The organism is Streptomyces albicerus, assembly GCF_008905045.1.
GTDB lineage: Bacteria > Actinomycetota > Actinomycetes > Streptomycetales > Streptomycetaceae > Streptomyces > Streptomyces albicerus.
This window is the reverse complement of the sequence record NZ_VWMY01000021.1, coordinates 26750-45741: the sequence shown is the minus strand read 5'-3', so window position 1 is coordinate 45741 and position 18992 is coordinate 26750. Positions and strand designations below refer to the sequence as shown.

16 protein-coding genes and 1 pseudogene are annotated in these 18992 nt (G+C 71.1%); 5 read left to right on the top strand and 12 right to left on the bottom strand.

Annotated features, from left to right (window positions below; genetic code table 11):
* Positions 1–81 precede the first annotated feature (81 nt).
* Both GAS53_RS20175 and dapE read right to left on the bottom strand, forming a co-directional pair.
* Entirely contained in the window at positions 82–840 is a 759-nt protein-coding gene (locus tag GAS53_RS20175; RefSeq protein WP_151479034.1) for an LOG family protein, read from the bottom strand.
* A 104-nt stretch (positions 841–944) separates the two neighbouring features.
* Positions 945–2024, bottom strand: a complete 1080-nt coding sequence (gene dapE, locus GAS53_RS20170) for a succinyl-diaminopimelate desuccinylase (protein WP_151479033.1) — start codon at positions 2022–2024, stop codon at positions 945–947.
* Between the two features lie 174 nt (positions 2025–2198).
* On the opposite strand from dapE, the gene GAS53_RS20165 reads away from it, so the two are divergent.
* Positions 2199–3176 (top strand): heavy metal transporter, encoded by a 978-nt coding sequence (locus GAS53_RS20165; protein ID WP_192583186.1) that lies wholly within the window; start codon positions 2199–2201, stop codon positions 3174–3176.
* A gap of 364 nt (positions 3177–3540) precedes the next feature.
* Positions 3541–3978 carry an ATP-binding protein gene (locus GAS53_RS20160; protein WP_151479032.1) on the top strand — a complete coding sequence of 146 codons (438 nt, stop codon included), beginning with the start codon at positions 3541–3543 and terminating at the stop codon, positions 3976–3978.
* Between the two features lie 137 nt (positions 3979–4115).
* Here GAS53_RS20160 and GAS53_RS20155 read toward each other — a convergent pair whose 3' ends face one another.
* Together GAS53_RS20155 and fdxA are read right to left on the bottom strand one after the other, a co-directional pair.
* Positions 4116–5216, bottom strand: coding sequence for a bifunctional succinyldiaminopimelate transaminase/glutamate-prephenate aminotransferase (locus tag GAS53_RS20155; protein ID WP_151479031.1), 1101 nt, complete (start codon positions 5214–5216; stop codon positions 4116–4118).
* A 135-nt stretch (positions 5217–5351) separates the two neighbouring features.
* Entirely contained in the window at positions 5352–5672 is a 321-nt protein-coding gene (gene fdxA, locus GAS53_RS20150; protein ID WP_019058397.1) for a ferredoxin, read from the bottom strand.
* Between the two features lie 141 nt (positions 5673–5813).
* On the opposite strand from fdxA, the pseudogene GAS53_RS20145 reads away from it, so the two are divergent.
* A pseudogene (locus GAS53_RS20145) lies at positions 5814–6815 on the top strand (GNAT family N-acetyltransferase); the annotation flags it as partial.
* 437 nt (positions 6816–7252) lie between these two features.
* Positions 7253–8104 (top strand): transglutaminase family protein, encoded by an 852-nt coding sequence (locus GAS53_RS20140; protein ID WP_151479030.1) that lies wholly within the window; start codon positions 7253–7255, stop codon positions 8102–8104.
* A 116-nt stretch (positions 8105–8220) separates the two neighbouring features.
* Here the strand turns inward: GAS53_RS20140 and GAS53_RS55245 are convergent, their stop codons facing one another.
* From GAS53_RS55245 to GAS53_RS20115, 4 genes are all read right to left on the bottom strand, one after another.
* Positions 8221–10728: a hypothetical protein gene (locus GAS53_RS55245; protein ID WP_192583185.1), complete on the bottom strand. Its 2508-nt coding sequence runs from the start codon at positions 10726–10728 to the stop codon at positions 8221–8223.
* 160 nt (positions 10729–10888) lie between these two features.
* A complete protein-coding gene (locus GAS53_RS20125) occupies positions 10889–11314 on the bottom strand; it encodes a DUF6113 family protein (RefSeq protein ID WP_151479027.1) in 426 nt (141 codons plus the stop codon).
* Between the two features lie 40 nt (positions 11315–11354).
* Complete coding sequence (gene mshB / locus GAS53_RS20120; RefSeq protein ID WP_151479026.1) at positions 11355–12284, bottom strand: N-acetyl-1-D-myo-inositol-2-amino-2-deoxy-alpha-D-glucopyranoside deacetylase; 930 nt, start codon at positions 12282–12284, stop codon at positions 11355–11357.
* A gap of 22 nt (positions 12285–12306) precedes the next feature.
* On the bottom strand, positions 12307–12501 hold the full coding sequence (locus GAS53_RS20115; RefSeq protein WP_151479025.1) for a hypothetical protein: 195 nt from the start codon (positions 12499–12501) through the stop codon (positions 12307–12309).
* Between the two features lie 183 nt (positions 12502–12684).
* Here GAS53_RS20115 and GAS53_RS20110 point away from each other — a divergent pair, with 183 nt between their 5' ends.
* The gene (locus GAS53_RS20110) at positions 12685–14802 is read left to right on the top strand and encodes a S9 family peptidase (RefSeq protein WP_151479024.1); all 2118 of its coding nucleotides are present in this window, start codon (positions 12685–12687) and stop codon (positions 14800–14802) included.
* Between the two features lie 149 nt (positions 14803–14951).
* Here GAS53_RS20110 and GAS53_RS20105 read toward each other — a convergent pair whose 3' ends face one another.
* The 4 genes from GAS53_RS20105 to GAS53_RS20090 are packed head-to-tail and all read right to left on the bottom strand — an operon-like array spanning position 14952 to position 18988.
* Positions 14952–16121, bottom strand: a complete 1170-nt coding sequence (locus GAS53_RS20105) for an ABC transporter ATP-binding protein (protein ID WP_151479023.1) — start codon at positions 16119–16121, stop codon at positions 14952–14954.
* Entirely contained in the window at positions 16114–17088 is a 975-nt protein-coding gene (locus GAS53_RS20100) for an ABC transporter ATP-binding protein (RefSeq protein ID WP_151479022.1), read from the bottom strand. The genes GAS53_RS20105 and GAS53_RS20100 overlap by 8 nt, the downstream gene beginning before the upstream one ends.
* Positions 17089–17094: 6 nt before the next feature.
* On the bottom strand, positions 17095–18072 hold the full coding sequence (locus tag GAS53_RS20095) for an ABC transporter permease (RefSeq protein WP_151479021.1): 978 nt from the start codon (positions 18070–18072) through the stop codon (positions 17095–17097).
* Positions 18065–18988, bottom strand: a complete 924-nt coding sequence (locus GAS53_RS20090; protein WP_151479020.1) for an ABC transporter permease — start codon at positions 18986–18988, stop codon at positions 18065–18067. The genes GAS53_RS20095 and GAS53_RS20090 overlap by 8 nt, the downstream gene beginning before the upstream one ends.
* Positions 18989–18992: the final 4 nt, after the last annotated feature.

The following is an 18992-nucleotide window of genomic DNA, read 5'->3' as shown; positions in this document are numbered from 1 at the left end:
TCCCTGGGGGCTGCCGCCCCCAGACCCCCGCTATCGGCCTGAACGGCCTCGTCCTCAAACGCCGGACGGGCTGGGTCCCCCTTACCTCCCCGCCTCCTTCGAAACCAACGCCACTGCCTCGTCCACGTCGTCCGTCAGATGGAACAGCAGCAGGTCCTTCTCCGACGCCTTGCCCTGGGCGATCAGGGTGTTCTTGAGCCAGTCCACCAGCCCGCCCCAGTACTCCGTACCGAAGAGGACGATCGGGAAGCGGGTGACCTTCTGGGTCTGGACGAGGGTGAGCGCCTCGAAGAGTTCGTCGAGGGTGCCGAGGCCGCCAGGGAGGACCACGAACCCCTGCGCGTACTTGACGAACATCATCTTGCGGACGAAGAAGTAGCGGAAGTTGAGGCCGATGTCGACGTAGGGGTTCAGCCCCTGCTCGAAGGGCAGCTCGATGCCGAGGCCGACCGAGATGCCCTTCGCCTCGCACGCGCCCTTGTTGGCCGCTTCCATGGCCCCGGGGCCACCACCCGTGATCACGGCGAACCCGGCCTCGACCAGCCCGCGTCCGAGCGCGACCCCGGCATCGTACTCAGCGGAGTCGACCGGCGTCCGGGCCGAGCCGAACACGCTGATCGCGGGCGGGAGTTCGGCCAGCGTGCCGAAGCCCTCAATGAACTCCGACTGGATGCGCAGCACCCGCCAGGGATCGGTGTGCACCCAGTCCGACGGCCCGCCCGCGTCCAGCAGCCGCTGGTCCGTCGTGCTCGCCTGCACCTGCCCCCGCCTGCGCAGCACGGGGCCCAGCCGCTGCTCCTCCGGTGGCCGCTTCTTGCCCTCCGGGTTGCCAGTAGCCATGTCCGCTCCCTCCGCTTGCGGGTCGTTCCACCCCAGCGTAGGTCTACGCGGGTTACGGAGGGGGGACGCGGGCATGTCCGCCATGAACCGCCATCAGGTACGGCTCAGGCGGTCAGCCAGGCCCTCAGTCGCTCCTCGCCCGCCAGGATCTTCGCCGTTTCGACCCGCTCATCCCTTTTGTGCGCCAAGTGCGGATTGCCCGGTCCGTAGTTGACGGCCGGGACGCCGAGCGCACTGAAGCGGGAGACGTCCGTCCAGCCGTACTTGGGCTGGGGGGTACCGCCCACGGCTTCGATGAAGGCGGCGGCAGCGGGGTGGGACAGACCCGGTAGCGCCGCGCCGCTGTGGTCGTCGACCACGAACTCCTCGACACCGCAGTCCGCGAAGACCTCGTGGACGTGGGCGAGGGCCTCTTCCTCGCTGCGATCGGGCGCGTAACGGAAGTTGACGGTCACCACGCACTCGTCGGGGATGACGTTGCCCGCCACCCCGCCGGAGATCGCGACGGCGTTCAGGCCCTCGCGGTACTCCAGCCCGTCGATGACCGGGTAGCGCGGCTCGTACGAGGCGAGGCGGGCGAGGATCGGGGAGGCCGCGTGGATGGCGTTCGAGCCCATCCAGCTGCGCGCGGAGTGCGCCCGCTCGCCCTTCGTCTTCAGCAGCACCCGGAGGGTTCCCTGGCAGCCGCCCTCGACCTGCCCGTCGGACGGCTCCAGGAGGACCGCGAAGTCGCCCTTCAGCCAGTCGGGGTGGGCCTCGGCCACATGCTTCAGGCCGTTCAGGTGTGCGGCGACCTCTTCGTTGTCGTAGAAGACGAAGGTGAGGTCGCGGTTGGGTGCCGGGACCGTGGCCGCGATCCGCAGCTGGACCGCGACACCCGACTTCATGTCGCAGGTGCCGCAGCCCCACAGCACGCCGTCCTCGTCCAGGCGGGAGGGGACGTTGTCGGCGATCGGGACCGTGTCGATGTGGCCGGCCAGGATGACGCGCTGGGCCCGCCCCAGGTTCGTCCGCGCGACGACGTTGTTGCCGTACCGGTCGACCGTCAGGTGCGGCAGGGCGCGCAGCGCGGTCTCGACGGCGTCCGCGAGGGGCTTCTCGCTGCCGCTCTCCGAGGGGAAGTCGACGAGCTGCGCGGTGAGCCGGGCGGCGTCCAGGGTGAGGTCAAGCGGGATGTCGGCCATGCCGTCGACCCTAACGCGCACGGTCGGCGGGTCCTGTCGGCGGCCCGGAGCGAGGCCCGGGAGGGAGGCCCGGAAGGGCGGCCCCGGCTTTGTCAGTGACCTGATATCGCTGCCCTGACTGTCCTGTCCACAGGACCACGGATAGCTGACCCTACTGTCCAGTACCTTGTACGCGTGCCAGAGCCGTCCCCCACTCCCGTACGCCGCGGCCGCCTTCTCCGTTTCGGAGCGGCCCTCGCGGTTTCGCTCGCCGTCGCGGGCTATCTCGCGGTCCACTACCTGACCGGCGGCACAGGAGTGCCGAAGTGCACGGTCGTCTCCGGAAAGGGAGACGGCACGTCGTACGAGTTCACGGCGGAACAGGCGGTGAACGCGGCGACGATCACGGCGGTCGGCACCAACCGGGGCATGCCCGAGCGGGCCGTCACCATCGCCCTCGCGACGGCGCTCCAGGAGTCCGGTCTGCGCAACATCAGCCATGGCGACCGGGATTCACTGGGCCTGTTCCAGCAGCGGCCGTCGCAGGGCTGGGGCACCGAGAAAGAGATCCTGGATCCGACGTACGCGGCGAACGAGTTCTACGAGCACCTGGACAAGGTGCCGGACTACGCGCAACTGCCGCTCACGGTCGCTGCGCAGCGCGTCCAGCGCAGCGGCTACCCGGAGGCGTACGCGAAGCACGAGCCGGACGCCACGGTGCTGGCCGCGGCGCTGACCGGGCGCGCCGTCGCCACGCTCACCTGCGACGGGCGCCCCGACATGCGTCCCGGCGGCCCGGACGCGGTGCGGGCCGCGCTCGTACGGGACTTCGGGCGCGAGGAGTTCCAGGAGGCGGGCGCGGAGGTGGCCGCCACCCCGTCGGCCACACCATCGGGCACGCCGTCGGTCTCGCCCACCGGGGCGAGCGGCTCCGGCAACCCGCGCACGGTGATCGTGACCGTCCCGAAGACCTCGGCCGCCGGGGGCGGGGAGCGGCAGCGCGGCTGGGCCCTGGCGCACTGGGCCGTGGCCAACTCCTCCGCGCTGCACATCGAGCGGGTCTCGTACGCGGGCCGGGTCTGGACGGCCGGGAACACGCAGAGCGAGTGGCGCGACGACGGCTCGGGCGCGCGGAACTCCACGGGCGAGGTCCGAATCGTCACCGGTCAGTAGTACGGGTCATCACCCGTTGGGGGCACGCCCGGCGCGCCAAGTCGACGGCCCGCCCCGATTTTCCTCCGGCCTCTCCCGCACCTCCCCCGCATCCGTCAAATCCCTTGGTAGCAAAGGGCCGTAAGGATTCGGCAGACTTTCTCACCGGGCGTTCTTTGCCCGGGTTTCTCCGCAGCCGATAATGCGACGCATTGCCAACTCTTTACGTTGGACCACCGCAACCTTCGCGGACTTCGAGCGGTAGTCACTGCGTCCGAGCCCGGAACGATCAACAGCCGGTCGATCGACAGCAGGCCGACAGCCAGTCGGTCAACTGCCGGGCGCGATAGGACACTTCATCGTTCTCTTCCGTCAAAGGAGCACCATGTCCCTCCCCCTGACCCGTCGGATCGCCCGTGCCGCGCTGCTCATCGCAGCGGGAGCGGCGCCCGTGGTCGGTGCGGCCGGCTCCGCGAGCGCGGCCGAACTGCCGGCCACCCCCAACCTCGGCGGGGTGAGCGCGCTGGACAGCGCGGGCACCAGCGTCGACGGCGCCGCTCAGAACGCCACCGGGCTCGCGGGCGACGCGGGCAGCAAGGCCGTCAAGAAGACCCTGCCGAACGCGGGCAAGACCGCCGGCAAGGCCATCAAGACCACGACGCCCACCGCGCAGAAGACCGCCGGGAGTGTCGCCGGGACCGCGGGTGAAGTACTCGGTGACGCCGCGGGAGCCACCGGTGGTGGGCTGCCCGCCACCGGCGTCGCCACGGGCGGGCTGCCCGGGACCGGGAATCTGCCGGTGCAGGGGCTGCCGCTCGGCTGAGCCGGCTCGCTTGCCGCCAGGCTGGTATGCGAAGGGGTCCAGGGAGCTTCCCTGGACCCCTTCGCTTGTGTCCGGTGGTACGTGCGGATCGCCGCGCGCTCACGCGGCCGAGCCGCACATTGACACAGCCCGCGCCCCTAACGGGGCGCCAGGCGCTCTACCGCCGCCCGTACCCGTTCGTCCGTTGCCGTGAGGGCCACGCGTACGAACCTGTCGCCCGCCGGGCCGTAGAAGTCGCCCGGGGCCACCAGGATGCCCAGGTCGGCCAGGTGGGCGACGGTGTCCCAGCACGGTTCGTCCCGCGTCGCCCAGAGGTAGAGGCTCGCCTCGCTGTGTTCGATGCGGAAGCCGTGGGCCAGGAGGGCGTCGCGGAGGGCGGTGCGGCGGGCGGCGTAGCGTTCGCGCTGTTCTCGGACGTGGGTGTCGTCGGCGAGGGCGGCGACCGTCGCGGCCTGGGTGGGCGCGGGGGTCATCATGCCGCCGTGCTTGCGGATCTGGAGGAGGTCGCCGAGGACCGCGGAGTCGCCGGCCAGGAACGCCGCCCGGTAGCCCGCCAGGTTCGAGCGCTTCGAGAGCGAGTGGACCGAGACGATCCCCTCGTAGGAACCGCCGCACACGTCCGGGTGCAGGACCGAGACCGGCTCGGCCTCCCAGCCCAGCTCGATGTAGCACTCGTCGGAGAAGACGAGGATGTCGTGCTCGCGCGCCCAGGCCACGATCCGGGTGAGTTCCTGCTGGGACAGCACGCGGCCTGTGGGGTTGGAGGGGGAGTTGAGCCAGAGGAGCTTCAGGCCCGTCGGGTCCAGGTCCGTCGGGTCCTCGTACGCCACGTAGTCCGCGCGGGCCAGGCGGGCGCCGACCTCGTACGTCGGGTAGGCCAGCCGGGGGTACGCCACCCTGTCTCCCGGGCCGAGGCCCAGCTGGGTCGGCAGCCAGGCCACCAGTTCCTTGGACCCGACGACCGGCAGGACGTTGCGATGGGTGAGGTCCCGCGCGCCCAGCCTTCGCTCGCACCAGCCGACCAGGGCGTCCCGCAGCTCCGGTGTGCCCCACACCGTGGGATAACCGGGCGAGTCGGCGGCCGCGACCAGGGCTTTCTGGACCAGCTCGGGCACCGGGTCGACCGGGGTGCCGACGGAGAGGTCGACGATGCCGCCCGGGTGAGCGGCGGCTGTCGCCTTGAAGGGCTCCAGCTTGTCCCAGGGAAAGGTGGGAAGCCGGTCGGAGACTGCGGACACGGGTTCTGGCTCACTTTCTCGTACGTACGGCTCGTACGGGCGTACATCGGGCGCGTACGGCAAACGCCTCGGTCCCGTACGGCGGCGGGCCGTACGGGACCGAGGCGGCGCACTCGCGTACCGGGTGCGTACCGCTTACTGGTTCTGCGGCGGCAGCGCTGCGACGAAGGGGTGGTCCCGTTCGATCAGGCCAAGCTTGCTGGCGCCGCCGGGCGAGCCGAGCTCGTCGAAGAACTCGACGTTCGCCTTGTAGTAGTCCTTCCACTCTTCGGGAGTGTCGTCCTCGTAGAAGATCGCCTCGACCGGGCAGACCGGCTCGCAGGCTCCACAGTCGACGCATTCGTCCGGGTGGATGTACAAGGACCTGGAGCCCTCGTAGATGCAGTCGACCGGGCACTCCTCGATGCACGCCTTGTCCTTGACGTCGACACAAGGCTGCGCGATGACGTAGGTCACGCTGTCGTTCCTCCTCGATAGGGCGCTGGCGAGCCGTCTTCAGGCTCCGCCACCTGGCGCGCGGGAGCGCGGCGTCGTCGATGCCCGCACCTAGTATCTCCGTTCTTGGGCATGATCCGAACAGGAGGGTTGGACTGAGCTGTGGAATTCTCCGCACACTTCCGGCTTGAGGTCCGTGTTACCCCAGCTGACGTGGGCAAACGCGTCTCAGTGCGACGGGTGGACGAAGACGCTCCTGAGGGTGAGAAGTTCACCGACACGGTTGGCGTTCTCACATCATGGGACAACGGTGTGCTGCAGATCACACGACGGTCCGGGGAGAGTGTCCGGATTGCGGAATCGGCGCTGGTGGCGGGCAAGGTGGTGCCGTCCGCGCCGGCCCGGCGACGGGGGCCTTCCGCTTCGTACGAGGAGCTCGCGCGGGTCGCCGCGCGGGCCTGGCAGCCGGTGGAGCGGGAGCGGCTCGGCGCGTGGGAGCTGCGGGCCGCCGCCGGGTTCACCCGGCGCGCGAACTCCGTGCTGCCGCTCGGCGATCCGGGTGTACCGCTGGGCGAGGCGCTCGCGTTCGTACGTCAGTGGTACGCGGCCCGGGGGCTGCCCGCGTACATCCAGACCGCGACGGGGGCCGAGGGCACGCAGGAGGTGCTGTGTGCCGAGCTGGAGGCGCGGGGGTGGGTGCGTGAGGTGAGCGCGGAGATGTGGATCGGTGCGCTGGCCCGTGTCGGTGACCTCCCGGACCCCGGCCCGGACCGGCCGGTCGTGCTTTCCCGCGAGGCGGACGAGGCGTGGCTGGGCCGCTACCAGCGCAAGGGTGTGAGCGAGGTGGCGTTGCGGGTGCTGGGCAGCGGGCCCTCGGTGTGGTTCGCGACCGTGCCCGGCGCCGAGCCGGGCATACCGGCGGCGATCGGCCGCTGTGTGATCGACGGCCGCTGGGCCGGCTTCGCCGCGGTGGAGGTCGACCCGTCGCAGCGCCGCCAGGGCCTGGCCACGACCGTCATGACGGCCCTCGCCCGCCAGGCCCTGACCGAGGGCGCCTCGGCAGCCTGGCTCCAGGTGGAGACCGACAACGCGGGTGCCCGTGCGCTGTACGCGGCCATGGGCTTCACGACCCATCACACCTACCACCACTACCGCGAGCCCACAGCAACGACCGAACCTGCCGAGGAGCGGACGGCCTCCCGCCTCCCCGCCGACGCGGACCGCGGCGCCGGGAGCACGCACGGGGAACCCGGCGGTCCTCCGCCGGGCAGTGGCGCGGGCCACGTGCACGCGGGCGACGTGCACGCGGGCGACTCGCTCGGCGACGTGTATCGCGAAGCCGACGGCCGTCCGCCTGGCGGCGCGGGTCGGGCACGCCCCAGCCACCCGTCCGACGGCGCGTACGGCGAAGCCGTCGGTCAGCGGGCCGGGGGCTCGAGTGGAGCGTGCGGCAGTCCGCTCGTCGAGGGCGGCGGAGGCGGAGTCTTCCGGCAGCAATCAGGTGTGCCGGGCGGCGGGCGCCTCGGTCAGCGGGCCGGTGACCAGAATCGTGGTGGGGCCACAGAGCGGTATCGATCGGTGTGAAAGGGCACGAGGCAGCTATGCGTCCTCTTCATCCTCCCGGGCCGGAGCGGAGCGCCGTGTGGCGGCGGCTGTTCGGCGACGAGGCTCGGGCCGAGCGGCCCGATCTGTCGGCGTTGTGTCTGCTGGTCGGCGCGCAGGCGGACGGCGAGCTGGACGAGGCCGGTATGGACGCGGCGCAGATCGAGCTGGACCGGCTGGCCGGGGAGCTGCCGTTCCGGCCGGGCGGGCCGCGGTCCTGGGCCACGGCACTCGCCGAGCATCTCGGCGGCCGCTGCGGGTTCCGCGGTACGCCCGGCGACTACCAGCGTCTGGAGTCCTCGTTGCTGCACCAGGTGCTGCGGCGCCGCCGGGGACTGCCCATCCTGCTCTCGGTGGTGTGGATGGAGGTCGCGCGGAGGGCGGGGGCGCCCGTGTACGGGGTCGCCCTGCCCGGGCATTTCGTCGTCGGGTTCGGGCCGCCCGAGCAGCAGGTCCTCGCCGATCCCTTCGACGGCGGCCGCGTCCTGACCGGCACCGACACCGAGCTGCTGGTGGCCGGTGCCACCGGCGCGCCGCTCGATCCGTCGATGCTCTCGCCCGCCGACCCGCTCGACGTCGTCCTGCGCATCCTCAACAACATCCGCGCCTGGGCCGCCGCCCGCCCCGAACGCTCCGAGGTCGCCCTCTGGGCCGTCGACCTCTCCCTCCTGCTCCCCGCCCACCCCGCCCGTCTCCGCTACGACCGCGCCCAACTCCTCGTGCAGCGCGGCGACTTCCTCACCGGCGCCACGGAACTCGATGCGTACGCCGAAATCGTGGCCGCCGTCGACGAACCGGCCGCCGACCGCGTACGACGCCAGGCGCGGGCCGCTCGCGCGATGCTCAACTGAGCATTCGCCCTGGCCCAGGCGCCGTAGAACTTCTGCCGAGCGTGGCCGGCCCGTATTCAGGGGCACCAAAGGGGGCACCCGTCCGTGGACGGGTGCCCCCTTCAACCAGCTTGCGGCTAACTGGGGTTGGTCTCGATCTCTCCCACGCGGTCCGCCGCCGTCTTGCCGAGGAGGGCCGGGCGCATCGCGCCGATCACGTCCTGGGGGGTCACGGCGGTCTTCTTGCCGTTGCCCCGGGTGATCAGGACACCGTCGAACGCGCCGCCGTACAAGTCCTTCAGCGCGGCCGTGTCGTAGTACTCGACGAGCTTGCCCTGGGCGTTCGCCTTCACACCGAGGAACTTCCACAGGGAGTTCTCCGGGCTGAACGCGACCTCCACCCCGCCGGCCCTGACGGTCACTATGTCCGACATCGCAGGCTCCGCGAACGCCTTCATCATGCGGTCGACCTCGGCCTTGGTGACCTTGGGCTCCTTCGTCGTGGTGGGGACCTTGACGGGATCCGTCTTCCCGGTCTCCACCTGCGCGCGGTACGCCTCCTCGACGGCCTCCGTGGACTGGCCGACGTCGAGGCCCTTGCCCGCCTTGCCGTAGACGGGGACGGCCTTGCCCGACTGGAACTTGATCGTGCCCTCGGTCGCCGAACCCGAGCCGCCCGCGGCGCGCTCCAGGGCGGCCGCCAGCTTCTCCTCGTCGACGGGCATCTCGGGGGCGACGACGCGTTCTTGGCCGAACAGCGAGCCGATCACCGAGACGGGGTTGTAGTCGCTGCCCGCCGCGGCCCGTACCGTCGCCTGGCTGTCGAGCTGGAGCCCGGCCTGGTCCGGCTTGAGCGCGACCGTGTCGCCGTCGACCGAGAGCTGCAGCGGCTTGGCCGCCCGCGCCCTGAAGGCGTCGTTGAGCTTCTTGACGGCCTCGTCACGGGTGCCACCGCCGATGTCGACGCCGAGCACGGTGGTGCCCTGGGGCACGTCGGAGCGGTTCATGAGCAGCCCGGCGCCGTACGCGATACCGCCCAGGGTCACCACGCCGACGGTCAGGAGCACCAGCTTGTTGCGGCCCTTCTTCTTCGGGCGCGCCGCGGCGGGCGCGGCCGGCGAGACCGGGTCGGGCAGCTTCGGGGGCTGATGCGGCAGCGGTCCTTCGGTGTGCGCGCCCGGTCCGAACGGTGAGTTCGGGGCGGGCGGCACGACGGGGATGCCGCTGGTCAGGGTGTGTCCGGAGACGTTCTCGCCGACCCCGCCGTAGCCCGGCGTGCCCGGTTCGGGCGCGGGCTTCTGCGGGGTCAGGATCGCGGTGTCATCGCTCATCCCGCCACCGGGAGGACGACCACCGGGTCCTCCGGGGGCGCCGTGTGCACCCGGGGCGCCGTGTGCACCGGGGGCACCGTGTGCACCGGGGAAGGCGGAGCCGTTCTGGCTGCTCTGGCCGCCGGGGAAGCCCGAGGCGTCCGGAGCACCGGGCCCGCCGGAAGCGCGCGCGGCACCGTGAGTACCGGGGCCTCCAGGAGTACCGGGACCACCAGGAGCACCTGGGCCTCCAGGAGCACCGGGGAAACCGGCACCGCCCTGACCGCCGGGATAACCCGGGCCGCCCTGGCCACTCTGCCCGCCCGCACCGCCGCGGTGACGCGGACCATTGGGCGCGCCGGGACCGCCGGGCGCACCCGGACCGCCGGAGGCACCCGGGCCGCCCGGACCCGCCGGCCCGCCGGGACCACGCGCACCACCGGGCGCCGTCAGCGATCCGTCGCCGGTGGCCGGCCCGCTGGTCGGCCCCGCGGGCCCGCCCTGACCGCCCGGCCCGCCCTGGCCACCGGCGGAGAAGTACGGAAGCCCGTCACGCCGCTGCTCGCCGCCACGCTCGCCCGCGTCGTCCGTCGGATACGGCGACCCGGCAGATCCGGGACCCAGCGGCCCCGCCGCCAGCGCAGCGGACACGTCGAAGGAACCGGTACCGCCGCCGTGACCGGGCGCCACAGGCCCGGTACCGCCCGCGCCGGGCAGCCCCGCGCCATTCGTACCGTTCGTACCGTTCGTGCCGCCGGGCCGAGCCGCACCACCGGCTCCGGCGCCCTTGGGCGCACCGGAACCGGAAGGCCGTGCGCCGGAGCCGCCAACTCCCGCCCCGGCACCCGTCCCCGAGCCCGGTGTGCCCGAACCCCCGGGCACCCCGGCGCCGTTGGTGTCGCCACCGCCCGGGCCGCCCTTGGGCGCGCCGGACTTGCGCGGCGCGAACCAGTCGCTCGTCTTGTCCTCGGCGGCAGGGGCGGGCACGGCGTGGGACCCGGTGTCGGAGTCCACGGACCCGCCCGCACCGGCACCCGGCCCGGTCTCCGCGGAGACCGGCGCGGACGCACTCGTACCGTCGGAGGACTCGCCGCCCCCGACGGGCGTGCGCACGACGACCGGCGGAATGGGCCTGGATCCGGGGATGTTGATGCGGATCCGGGTCGTCAGCGTGGTCTCGGTCTTGGGCTGCTCCGGCCGGTCACCGGCGGAACGCCCCGCGTCAGTACCGTCGTCGGAAGCCATGGGCGTTCCGTACGGCGGAGTCCCCGACGGGTATGCGGTTCCTCCGCGCCCGTTGGGCCCGGAGGACGAACTGTCAGTTTCACGGCTCAAGGCAGGTTCTCCCGGTTGGCTCCACCGCCCGTTTACTCGACCTCGATTCGGGCGGCTCGGCGGCGCGCACCACCATACTGGCCACTTGTCGCACGCATCTTGCGGCCGTCGGGGAAACCCACACCGGACTTGCACCTGCGCGCAGCGGCGAAGTGGTACGTCACTTGCCAAGTCGGGCGGCGGGGCCGCCCGGTTGCCGCCCTTGTCCAAGGGTGGCGCACATCACAGCCACAGCCATCCCACCGAGCAGGAAGAGGTAGGAGCCCGCTCCTGCGGCGAAGAGGAAGTCGCCCTCCGGGCGGCTGGCTGTGAGCAGGATTACCGCGATCATCCAGCCGACCGCGGGCGCGACCGCCCCGGCCCGGCCGCCCGTCGCGCGCGCCCCGCCCAGGAAGAGCCCGGCCGCACCCAGCAGCGCGAGCAGCAGCCCGCCCGGGAACCAACCCGACTGGACCAGCCCGCCGGCCACGCCGATCACGGCACCGAGCACGAAGAGCCCCAGGTGTGCGGCGATCCGCCCGGCCGAGGGCGGCCCCAGTGGCTGGGCGAGCATGCTGCCCGCGCCCGGCTTGTTCGTCGTACTCATCACACATGCACCTCAGTACGCATCAGGCATCCACCACGACTCATTGGACACCCTCCTCGGCAATCCCGGCGAACAGATCCGTCTCCCGGGCCGCCCCGGCGCGCTCGCCGCGCACCAACTCGTAGTACTCCACGACGAACAGCGGCTGCGCGAGCCGGTTGGAGAGCGCGAACCACGGCTCGGTGACCTCGATCTGTGTGGCGTGCGCCCGCATGGCGGCGGCCTTGGCGGCGGCGAAGGCGGTGCCGTCGATCTCCGTGGTGACCAGGGAGTCGTCCACCACGCCCGGCACGTCGTCGACCGCGGCGGAGGAGGGGAACGGCAGTTCGTCGAGTACGTCCTTCAGACGGGCGAAGCCCTCCTCGGCGACGGAGCGCGGCACGCGGTTCCAGTAGATCTTCGCGATCGTCCACGGTTCGCCGAGGTCCGGACAGAAGCCGGGCTCCGCGGCCAGGTCGGCGGCGCGCATCGCGACGCGGTGGGTCTGGATGTGGTCCGGGTGGCCGTAGCCGCCGTTCGGGTCGTACGTGACGAGCACCTGGGGGCGTACTTCGCGGATCACCCGGACGAGGTCGGCGGCCGCCTCGTCGACGTCGGCCCGCCAGAAGCAGCGCGGATCGTCGTTCTCCGGGACGCCCATCATCCCGGAGTCCTGGTGGCGGCCGGCGCCGCCGAGGGAGCGGGCGTCACGCACGCCCAGCGCGCGCATCGCGGCGCCGAGCTCGGACAGGCGGTACACGCCGAGGGCCTCGCCCGACAGATGGGCGAGCTCGGGCGGGATGACCTCGCCCTGCTCACCCCGTGTGCAGGTCACGAGCGTGACCTGGGCGCCCTCGGCCGCGTACCTGGCCATGGTCGCGCCGTTGTTGATCGCCTCGTCGTCCGGGTGCGCGTGCACCAGGAGCAGACGCCGCGCGAGGCCGGGTGGGAGTCCCCCCGGCCGGGGGCCGGGGGAGGGCAGTTCCGTCATGGACTCCACCCTACGAGGCGGGTCAGAACTTGATGTCCCCGATCATGCCTGCGATGTTCGTGGTCAGCTCGTTGATCGTGGGCGCGATCGTCGAGCTGGCCAGGTAGAAGCCGAGCAGGACACACACGACCGCGTGCCCGGCCTTCAGCCCTGATTTCCTGACCAGGATGAAGACGATGATCGCCAGCAGCACCACCGCCGAAATCGAAAGTGCCACGGCGGTTCACCTCCAAAGATCCCAGGGACGCGGGGGTCGGGGGGTCGGATTATGGGGGCAGTAAATCCATACAGCGGCCAGCAGGTTGATACCCACGCAGCGGTAGTGATCATAACTATTCCTACGTGCGCATCGATCGGCGCACGGCCGCACAAGGGGGCGCATGGCCAATATGGTCGGAGCATGACGACCGAGCCTCTCTCCTTTCCGCGCCGGCAGGCGCGCACCCTGCGCTTCACACTCGGCGCGCCCCGCGCGTTCACCGTGGCGCCCGACGGTTCCCGAGTCGTGTTCCTGCGGTCCCCGTCCGGTACGGACCGGGCGAATCAGCTGTGGGTCCTCGACGTGGAGGAGGGCGAGGAACGTGTCGCCGCCGATCCGCCGGCGCTTCTCGGGGGCACCACGGAACGGCTGTCGGCGGCGGAGCGGGCCCGGCGCGAACGCAGCCGCGAGGGCGGGGCGGGCATCGTCGGCTACGCCACCGACACGGCCGTGGAGTTGGCGTCCTTCGCCTTGTCGGGGCGGCTTTTCACAGCGGAGCTGCGGGCCGGTACGGCACGTGAACTGCGCGTTCCCGGACCGGTGTTGGACCCTCGGCCGTCCCCTGACGGACGGCTCGTCGCGTACGTCGCCGGGGGCGCCCTGAGGGTCGTCGGCGCCGAGGGCGAGGACGACCGGTCGCTCGCGGAGCCTGAGTCGGACACGGTCACGTACGGCCTTGCGGAGTTCATCGCGGCCGAGGAGATGGGCCGTTCGCGCGGTTTCTGGTGGTCGCCGGACTCGGACCGGCTGCTGGTGGCACGGGCCGACGACGCTCCCGTACGCCGCTGGTGGATCTCCGATCCCGCGCACCCCGAGCGGGAGCCGCAGCAGGTGGCGTACCCGGCGGCGGGGACGGACAACGCGGACGTACGGCTCTTCGTGTTCGGTCTCGACGGGGCGCGCACGGAGGTCGTCTGGGACCGGGCGCGCTACCCCTATCTGGCACGAGTGCACTGGTCAGCGGCCGGAGCGCCGCTTGTGCTGGTGCAGGCGCGGGACCAGACGAGTCAGCTCTATCTGGCCGTGGATCCGGACACCGGGGCGACTCGGATGGTGCATGCGGACGAAGATCCACAATGGCTTGATCTTTTCCCCGGGGTGCCGAGCTGGAGCCCGAGCGGACAGCTCGTGCGGATCGCCGACGAGGGCGGGGCACGGGTGCTCGCGGTGGGGGAACGCCCGTTGACGGGACCGCAGTTGCACGTCCGCGCGGTGCTCGACGTGGCGGACGAGGACGTGCTGGTGTCGGCGTCCGCGGGCGAGGCGGCGGCCGCTCCGGAGACCGGTGAGGTGCACGTCTACCGGGTCAACGACCTTGGCATGGAACGGATTTCGCAGGAGCCCGGCGTACATTCGGCGGTGCGCGCGGGCGGTGTGACGGTGCTCGTGTCGGCCGTGCCCGACCAGCCGGGCACCCAGGTGCAGGTGCTGCGGGACGGCAAGCCGGCGGCGACCGTGGCCTCGTACGCGCAGCACCCCGGACTGAGCCCGCGCGTGACGCTGACGGAGGCGGGCGAGCGGCGGATTCCGTGCGCCGTCCTGCTCCCCACCGGCTACACGGACGGTCTGCTGCCGGTCCTGATGGACCCGTACGGCGGACCGCACGGGCAGCGTGTGCTGGCCGCGCACAACCCGTATCTCGCCCCGCAGTGGTTCGCCGACCAGGGCTTCGCCGTGGTCGTCGCGGACGGGCGGGGCATGCCGGGGCGTTCGCCCGCCTGGGAGAAGGCGATCAAGGACGACATGGCGGCGGTCGTGCTCGACGACCAGATCCACGCGCTCCATGCGCTCGCCGAGCGCTTCCCGCTGGACCTGGGCCGGGTCGCCATCCGTGGCTGGTCGTTCGGCGGCTATCTCGCGGGGCTCGCGGTGCTGCGCCGCCCTGACGTCTTCCACGCGGGTGTGGTGGGCGCGCCGGTCACCGACCAGCGGCTGTACGACACCCACTACACCGAGCGGTACCTGGGCGATCCGAACCGGCAGCCCGAGGTGTACGCCGCGAACTCACTGCTCGACGACAACGGCCTGGTGAAGGCCGCGGAGCCGGCCCGCCCGATGATGATCGTGCACGGCCTCGCCGACGACAACGTGGTGGTCGCGCACTCCCTGCGGCTCTCCTCCGCGCTGCTGGCCGCGGGCCGTCCGCACGAGGTGCTGCCGCTGTCCGGAGTCACGCACATGACCCCGCAGGAGCAGGTCGCCGAGAACCTGCTGCTGCTCCAGGTGGACTTCCTGAAGCGGGCCCTGAAGCTGCCGTGAACATGCGACCGGCCGGGGAGACATGGCGCTCCCCGGCCGGTCTACGGCACCCGCACGGCCGTACGCTGTTCAGACTGACGCGTCCGTATATCGGTATCGGGTCGGTGAAGTTGCCTACGTGTTAACGAAGTTGATGCGCATTTGTCATGCTATTTCGATTCGTCCGTGGGCTCGTCCGGGATCTTGTCCGTCGGCTCGTCCGGGACCTCGTCCGTGGGCTCCTCCGGCGGAACCGCTTGCCCCGGCGCGGAGCGCCAAATGGATACGTCCTCCGCGAAGTGGCACGCGGAGTCATGGGCGGCCGGCCCTCCCCCGTACCGGAACTCCGCGGGCACCGCGAGCAGCGGGACCTCGAGCGCGCACCGCTCCTGGGCTTTCCAGCAGCGGGTGCGGAAGCGGCAGCCGGAGGGGATGTTCGCCGGGGACGGCACGTCGCCGAAGAGGATGATCCGCTCCCGGCGCTCGCGGGCCTCCGGGTCCGGGACGGGCACGGCGGACAGCAGGGCCTGTGTATAAGGATGCGTCGGGTGGTCGTAGATCTCGGCGTCCTTGCCGATCTCCACGATCCGCCCGAGGTACATCACGCCGACCCGGTCGGAGATGTGCCGCACGATCGACAGGTCGTGCGCGATGAACACGTACGAGAGGTTGAACTCGCTCTGGAGCCTGTCCATCAGGTTGATCACCTGCGCCTGCACCGACACGTCGAGGGCCGACACCGGCTCGTCCGCGACGATGATCTCGGGGCGCAGGGCGAGTCCGCGGGCGATGCCGATGCGCTGGCGCTGGCCGCCGGAGAACTGGTGCGGATAGCGATTGATGTACTCCGGGTTGAGCCCGACCACGTCCAGCAGGTCCTGGACCTTCCTGCGCCGGTCGCCCTTCGGCGCGACCTCGGGGTGGATCTCGTACGGCTCTCCGATGATGTCGCCGACGGTCATCCGCGGGTTGAGCGAGGTGTACGGGTCCTGGAAGACCATCTGGATGTTGCGGCGTACGGCCTTCAGGGCGCGGCCGGACAGCGTGGTGATGTCCTCGCCCTTGTACTTGATCTCGCCGGCCGTGGGCTTCTCCAGGTTGACCAGCATCTTGGCGACGGTCGACTTGCCGCAGCCGGACTCGCCGACGATGCCGAGGGTCTCGCCCGCGCCGAGCTCGAAGTCGACGCCGTCGACGGCCCTGACCGCGCCGACCTGCTTCTTGAAGAGGATCCCCTGGGTGAGCGGGTAGTGCTTGACCAGGCCGCGCACCTGGAGGATCGGTTCAGCCACTGGGTCGCTCGGCCGCTCGGCCACCGAACCACTGAGCCGCTCAGCCATCGAGGCACTCCCTCCAGAAGTGGCACGCGCTCCCGCGGTCGCCGGAGACCTCGTACAGCGGCGGCTCGTCGGTGCGGCACACGTCCTGGGCCAGGGGGCAGCGCGGGTTGAAGGCACAGCCCGGCGGGATGTTCATGAGGTTCGGCGGCAGGCCCTTGACCGCGTACAGCTCCTGGCCCTTCTGGTCGAGCCTGGGGATCGATTCCAGGAGGCCCTTCGTGTACGGATGGGCCGGGGCCTTGTAGATGTCGTGGACCGGGGCCGACTCGACGATCCGGCCCGCGTACATGACGGCGATCCGGTCGGCGACGTCCGCGACCACACCGAGGTCGTGGGTGATCAGGATGAGCCCCATGTCGAGCTCGCGCCGCAACTCCGCGAGCAGGTCCATGACCTGGGCCTGGACGGTGACGTCGAGCGCGGTGGTGGGTTCGTCGGCGATGATCAGCGCGGGTTCGAGGGCCATCGCCATGGCGATCATGATGCGCTGGCGCATACCGCCGGAGAACTGGTGGGGATAGTCGCCGACGCGGGCGCTCGCAGCCGGGATGCGCACCCGGTCCATCAGCTCGATCGCCTTCGTCCTGGCGTTCTTCCTCGACATGCCCTGGTGGACCACGAACATCTCGCCGAGCTGGGCGCCGACGGACAGGACGGGGTTCAGGGAACTGAGGGCATCCTGGAAGATCATCGCCATCTCGGCGCCGCGGACCTTCCGCCGCTCCTCCTCCTTGAACTTCAGCAGGTCCCGGCCCTGGAAGAGGATCTCACCCGCGGTGATCTTCCCGGGCGGCACGTCGAGGATGCCCATCACGGCCTGCGCGGTCACGGACTTGCCGGAGCCCGACTCACCGAGCACGGCGAGCGTCTCGCCCTCGTCCACGCTGTAGGTGACACCGTTGACGGCCTTGGCGACGCCGTCCCTGGTCCTGAACTCCACGTGCAGATCGCGCACTTCGAGCAGCACGGCCGCTCACCTCAGCTTCGGGTCGAGGGCGTCGCGCACCGCGTCGCCGAGCATGATGAACGCCAGGACGGTGACGGCGAGGGCGCCGGCCGGCCACAGGAGCGCGTGCGGCGCCGAGCGGATGTACTGGGACGCCGCAGAGATGTCGATGCCCCAGCTCACGGTCGGCGGCTTCAGACCGACACCGAGGTACGAGAGGGTCGCCTCCAGCGCGATGTACGTACCGAGCGCGATGGTCGCCACGACGATGACCGGGGCGATCGCATTGGGCGTGATGTGCCGCAGCAGCATCCGGGAGTTGGAGGCGCCGAGCGCCCGGGCCGCCTGGACGTAGTCGTTCTGCTTGGTGGTGATCACCGATCCCCGGGCGATACGGGAGATCTGCGGCCAGCCGAGCAGCACCATGAACCCGATCACCGGCCAGACCGTCGAGCTGGTCACGACGGACAGCAGCACCAGACCGCCGAGGACGACGGGGATCGCGAAGAAGATGTCGGTGATCCGGGACAGGATCGCGTCCCACACCCCGCCGAAGAACCCGGCGAGCCCGCCGAGCACCGAGCCGAGGATCGCGACCCCGAGCGTGGCGCACACGCCGACGGTGACGGACACCCGCGCCCCGTACACCGTGCGCGTGTAGACGTCGCAGCCCTGGCCGTCGTATCCGAAGGGGTGGCCGGGCTGGGAGCCCTCCTGCGACTTGGCGAGATCGCACTTGAGCGGGTTGCCGGAGGCGATCACCGAGGGCCACAGGGAGATGAAGACGAGGAAGAGGATGACGAGCCCCGAGATGATGAAGACGGGGTTGCGTCGCAGGTCGCGCCAGGCGTCGGACCAGAGGGAGCGGGGCTTCTCCGACGGGCCCCTGCCTTCCGGGCCGCCGGGAACCTTCTCCAGGCTCGCGCCCTCGCTCGTGGCCAGGTCCATCGCGCCTCCCATGCCTGTCGCGGCGATGGCACCCTCGGGCTCCTGGGGTTCAGGCATAGCGGATCCTCGGGTCGAGTACGGCGTACAGCAGGTCGACCAGCAGGTTGGCCACCAGGAACACGAGGACGAGGACGGTCACGAAGCCGACGACGGTCTGGGTGTTCTGGCGGAGGATCCCCTGGTAGAGCTGGAAGCCGACGCCGTGGATGTTGAAGATTCGCTCGGTGACGATCGCGCCGCCCATCAGCGCGCCGATGTCGGTGCCGATGAAGGTGACCACCGGGATCAGCGAGTTGCGCAGCAGATGCCGGGTGATGACCCGGCGCCGGGGCAGGCCCTTGGCGACGGCCGTACGGACGTAGTCGGCGCGGCGGTTCTCGGCGATGGACGTACGGGTCAGCCGGGTCACGTACGCGAGGGAGACGGACGCGAGCACCAGGCCCGGCACGATCAGTTCGCTGAAGGTGGCGTCCGAGGAGACCGAGGGCTTGATCCAGCCCCACTCGACGCCGAGCAGCAGTTGCAGCAGCAGACCGGTGACGAACGTCGGCACCGAGATGACGACGAGGGTGACCAGCAGCACGCCCGAGTCGACGGGACGGCCGCGGCGCAGCCCGGTGACGACGCCCAGCGTGATGCCGATGACGATCTCGAAGAGGATCGCGACGATCGTCAACCGGATGGTGACCGGGAAGGCGGTCGCCATCAGCTCGGTGACCTCCTGCCCGTTGAACGCGGTGCCGAAGTCGCCGGTGAAGACGTTGCCCATGTAGGTCGCGTATTGCTGCGCCACGGACTTGTCGAGGCCGAACTCCCGGCGCAGCTGGGCGGCCGTGGCGGGGTCGCACTGCCGGTCGCCGCACAGGCCCGCGATGGGGTCGCCCATCACGTTCACCATCAGGAAGATCAACAGGGTGGCGCCGATGAAGACCGGGATCATCTGCAGCAGACGCCGGATCACATACCGTCCCATGAGG

Coding starts and splice junctions, on each gene's coding strand:
- GAS53_RS20175 (WP_151479034.1), bottom strand. CDS start 840: ATGGCTACTGGCAACCCGGAGGGCAAGAAGCGGCCACCGGAGGAGCAG.
- dapE (WP_151479033.1), bottom strand. CDS start 2,024: ATGGCCGACATCCCGCTTGACCTCACCCTGGACGCCGCCCGGCTCACC.
- GAS53_RS20160 (WP_151479032.1), top strand. CDS start 3,541: ATGTCCCTCCCCCTGACCCGTCGGATCGCCCGTGCCGCGCTGCTCATC.
- GAS53_RS20140 (WP_151479030.1), top strand. CDS start 7,253: ATGCGTCCTCTTCATCCTCCCGGGCCGGAGCGGAGCGCCGTGTGGCGG.
- GAS53_RS20125 (WP_151479027.1), bottom strand. CDS start 11,314: ATGAGTACGACGAACAAGCCGGGCGCGGGCAGCATGCTCGCCCAGCCA.
- mshB (WP_151479026.1), bottom strand. CDS start 12,284: ATGACGGAACTGCCCTCCCCCGGCCCCCGGCCGGGGGGACTCCCACCC.
- GAS53_RS20110 (WP_151479024.1), top strand. CDS start 12,685: ATGACGACCGAGCCTCTCTCCTTTCCGCGCCGGCAGGCGCGCACCCTG.
- GAS53_RS20105 (WP_151479023.1), bottom strand. CDS start 16,121: ATGGCTGAGCGGCTCAGTGGTTCGGTGGCCGAGCGGCCGAGCGACCCA.
- GAS53_RS20095 (WP_151479021.1), bottom strand. CDS start 18,072: ATGCCTGAACCCCAGGAGCCCGAGGGTGCCATCGCCGCGACAGGCATG.
- GAS53_RS20090 (WP_151479020.1), bottom strand. CDS start 18,988: ATGGGACGGTATGTGATCCGGCGTCTGCTGCAGATGATCCCGGTCTTC.